This window comes from Oleiphilus sp. HI0061, from assembly GCF_001635675.1.
The window spans coordinates 1-3323 of sequence record NZ_LWFE01001220.1 but is presented as its reverse complement, the minus strand read 5'-3'; the positions used below and the strand labels follow the sequence as shown (position 1 = coordinate 3323).

The 3323-nt window shown below is 43.1% G+C and carries 3 protein-coding genes; all 3 read left to right on the top strand.

All coding sequences use genetic code 11. The features are described 5' to 3' along the window. Positions 1-1200, top strand: a 1200-nt coding sequence (gene tig, locus A3735_RS19015) for a trigger factor (RefSeq protein WP_156499760.1), incomplete at its 5' end; no start/stop codon positions are given. A 217-nt stretch (positions 1201-1417) separates the two neighbouring features. Next, positions 1418-2059 carry an ATP-dependent Clp endopeptidase proteolytic subunit ClpP gene (gene clpP / locus A3735_RS19010; protein ID WP_304438895.1) on the top strand — a complete coding sequence of 214 codons (642 nt, stop codon included), beginning with the start codon at positions 1418-1420 and terminating at the stop codon, positions 2057-2059. A 149-nt stretch (positions 2060-2208) separates the two neighbouring features. After that, positions 2209-3323, top strand: a 1115-nt coding sequence (gene clpX, locus A3735_RS19005) for an ATP-dependent Clp protease ATP-binding subunit ClpX (protein ID WP_068638473.1), incomplete at its 3' end; no start/stop codon positions are given.

Genomic DNA, 3323 nt, shown 5'->3' with positions numbered 1-3323 from the left:
AAAACAGCACGTATCAACGGTTTTAGACCAGGAAAGGTGCCAGTTAAGGTTGTTAAAAAGCGTTATGGACAAGGCGTACGTCAAGAAGTGATTGGCGAAGTAATGCGTAACTCTTACGTTCAAGCGTTGACTCAAGAGAAAGTTAACCCGGTTGGTTATCCTCGTTTTGAGCCTAAGACAGTTGAAGAAGGTAAGGATCTAGAGTTTATTGCGATTTTTGAAGTGTATCCAGAAATCGAATTGGCTGACTTGTCTGGGCTTAAGTTAGAAACGCCAGTTGCTGAAATTAAAGAAAAAGATATCAAGAACATGATTGATACGCTTCGTCGTCAGCATGGCACACTTAAGTCAGTAAAGCGTAAGTCTAAGAAGAAAGACTTGTTGACGCTTGATTACGTTGGTTATATGGATGGTGAAGCGTTCCAGGGCGGCACAGGTAAAGACCAGAAGATCACTTTGGGTGCCGGTCAAATGATTGCTGGCTTTGAAGACGGTCTGATCGGTTCAAAAGCTGGTGAGTCAGTGACTTTAGAGCTGACTTTCCCTGAAGACTATGCGAACGAAGAGTTGGCAGGTAAAGATGTTAAGTTTGAGGTAGACGTTAAAGTTGTTGAAGATACTGTGCTTCCTGAAATGGATGAAGAGTTCTTCGGTAAATACGGCGTAGACTGCAAAACTGAAGAAGACTTCAGAGCAGAAGTAATTAAGAATATGGAACGTGAGCTTGAAAATGCAGTAAGCAATAAGCTGAAGCAGCAAGTTGTTGAAGGCATGTCTGAAGCAAACGATATCGACGTTCCAGCGTCTATGGTTGAAGAAGAAATTAACCGAATGAAGCAAGAGGCCTTGCAGCAGTTTGGTGGTGGTCAGCAGTTAGACGTTTCTCAGTTGCCTTCTGAGCTATTTAAAGATCAAGCGACTCAGCGTGTTAAAACTGGTTTGTTGTTTGCGGCAGTGGTTAAGGAAAACGAAATTACGCCAGATGCTGAAGCAGTTGATGCCAAGATCCAGGAAATTGCCGGTACTTATGAAACGCCAGCTGAGGTTGTAGAGTTCTATAACCAAAAGGAAAACCGCGCGCAGGTTGAAGCAGTTATTGTAGAAGACGCAGTAGTTGAGTTAGTTAAGTCAAAAGCGAAGGGCAAAAAAGTTAAGATGTCCTACGAAGATGCGGTTAAGCCAGCAGCAGCTCAGCAATAAGAAGCTTAAAAAAAAGAAATATTCGGATGAAAATCTGAATCTCTAATTTTTTTCAGCTACACTTTAAACAGCCAGTTAAATACTGGCTGTTTTTAATTTAAAGCGACGAAAAATAAAGACTGCATATTCAATATGACTTGTCGTAGATATCAAAAAAAGATACCTAGGTCGACACATCAATACTTGTAGCAGGCCAAGCAGAGGAAGAAAGATACGTATGAATTTCCAAGACAATATGGGACAAGGCTCAGGCATTATTACTAATAGTGGTCTCGTGCCAATGGTTATAGAGCAAACTGCACGAGGAGAGCGATCTTTCGATATCTATTCGCGTCTACTAAAAGAGCGCGTTATTTTTATGGTTGGTCAGGTTGAAGATCACATGGCTAACCTTGTTGTTGCTCAGCTGTTGTTTTTGGAATCTGAGAATCCTGACAAAGATATTCACCTCTACATCAATTCACCTGGTGGCTCAGTTACTGCGGGTATGTCTATCTATGACACAATGCAGTTTATCAAGCCGGATGTTTCTACGTTATGTATTGGTCAGGCGTGTAGTATGGGCGCATTGTTGTTGACGGGTGGTGCTCAAGGTAAGCGTCATTGTCTTCCTCATTCGCGAATGATGATTCACCAACCTTTAGGTGGTTATCAGGGGCAGGCGACTGATATTGAGATTCATACTAAAGAAATTCTAACGATTCGTGATAAGCTGAATAAAATTATGGCTGAACATACAGGCCGTGATATCGAAGAAGTTGCTCAAGATACAGATCGTGACAATTTTATGGATGGTGCTGAGGCAGTAGAATATGGTTTAATTGACTCAGTGATTGAAAAGCGTCCGTCGGCAGAGTAGTAGTGAGGGGCACTTGCCTGGGAAGATAGAGCTTAAGCTGCTCGAATAGGACTTCTCAGGCGATTAAATGAATATCGCGCAGCGGTAAGAGCCGCTTCATTGCGCGCAGGCGTTCGAAGAGGCGCTTTGTACAGTAAGTAGGAAATCTGATGACCGATGAAAAAAACGGTAAGGGCGGAGATAACGGTAAATTACTTTACTGCTCCTTTTGTGGCAAAAGTCAGCATGAAGTGAGAAAACTGATTGCAGGCCCATCTGTCTTTATCTGTGATGAATGTGTAGACCTCTGTAACGATATTATTCGTGAAGAGGTGCAGGAGACAGCTTCTGAGGAAGCTAGTGATAGACTACCTGTACCGCAAGAAATTAAAGAAACGCTTGACGACTATGTGATTGGGCAGGAGAGAGCTAAAGTAGTTCTTTCTGTTGCTGTTTATAACCATTATAAGCGTCTGAAGTTCGACAATGCTAAGTCTGACATTGAGCTGGGCAAGAGTAATATCTTGCTGATTGGCCCAACGGGTAGTGGTAAAACGCTATTGGCCGAGACGCTAGCGCGCTTATTGAATGTTCCATTTACGATTGCTGATGCAACCACGCTGACAGAAGCCGGTTACGTTGGTGAAGACGTCGAGAACATTATTCAGAAGCTTCTGCAAAAGTGCGATTACGACGTAGAGAAAGCGCAGCGCGGAATTGTTTATATTGATGAAATCGACAAGATTTCTCGTAAGTCTGATAACCCTTCAATTACACGAGATGTGTCAGGTGAAGGTGTGCAACAGGCTTTGCTTAAGTTGATCGAAGGTACGGTTGCTTCGGTTCCTCCTCAGGGTGGACGTAAGCATCCTCAGCAAGAATTCTTGCAGGTTGATACAACTAATATGCTGTTTATCTGTGGCGGTGCCTTTGCAGGCCTGGATAAGGTTATTGCTGATCGTTCTGAGAAGAGTGGAATTGGCTTTGGTGCATCGGTTAAGAGTAAGGATGCAGAGCGTAAGGTTGGTGAGACGCTAAAAGAAGTCGAAACCGAAGACTTGGTTAAGTATGGTTTGATTCCTGAGTTTGTTGGTCGTTTGCCGGTGATTGCAACGCTAAACGAGCTTGATGAAGCTGCGTTAATGCAAATTTTGACAGAGCCTAAGAACTCGCTCTCTAAGCAATATCAAAAGCTTTTTGAAATGGAAGGCGTTGAAATTGATTTTAGGGAAGAGGCGCTTCGTGCTGTTGCCAATAAGGCAATGGAAAGAAAGACTGGTGCTCG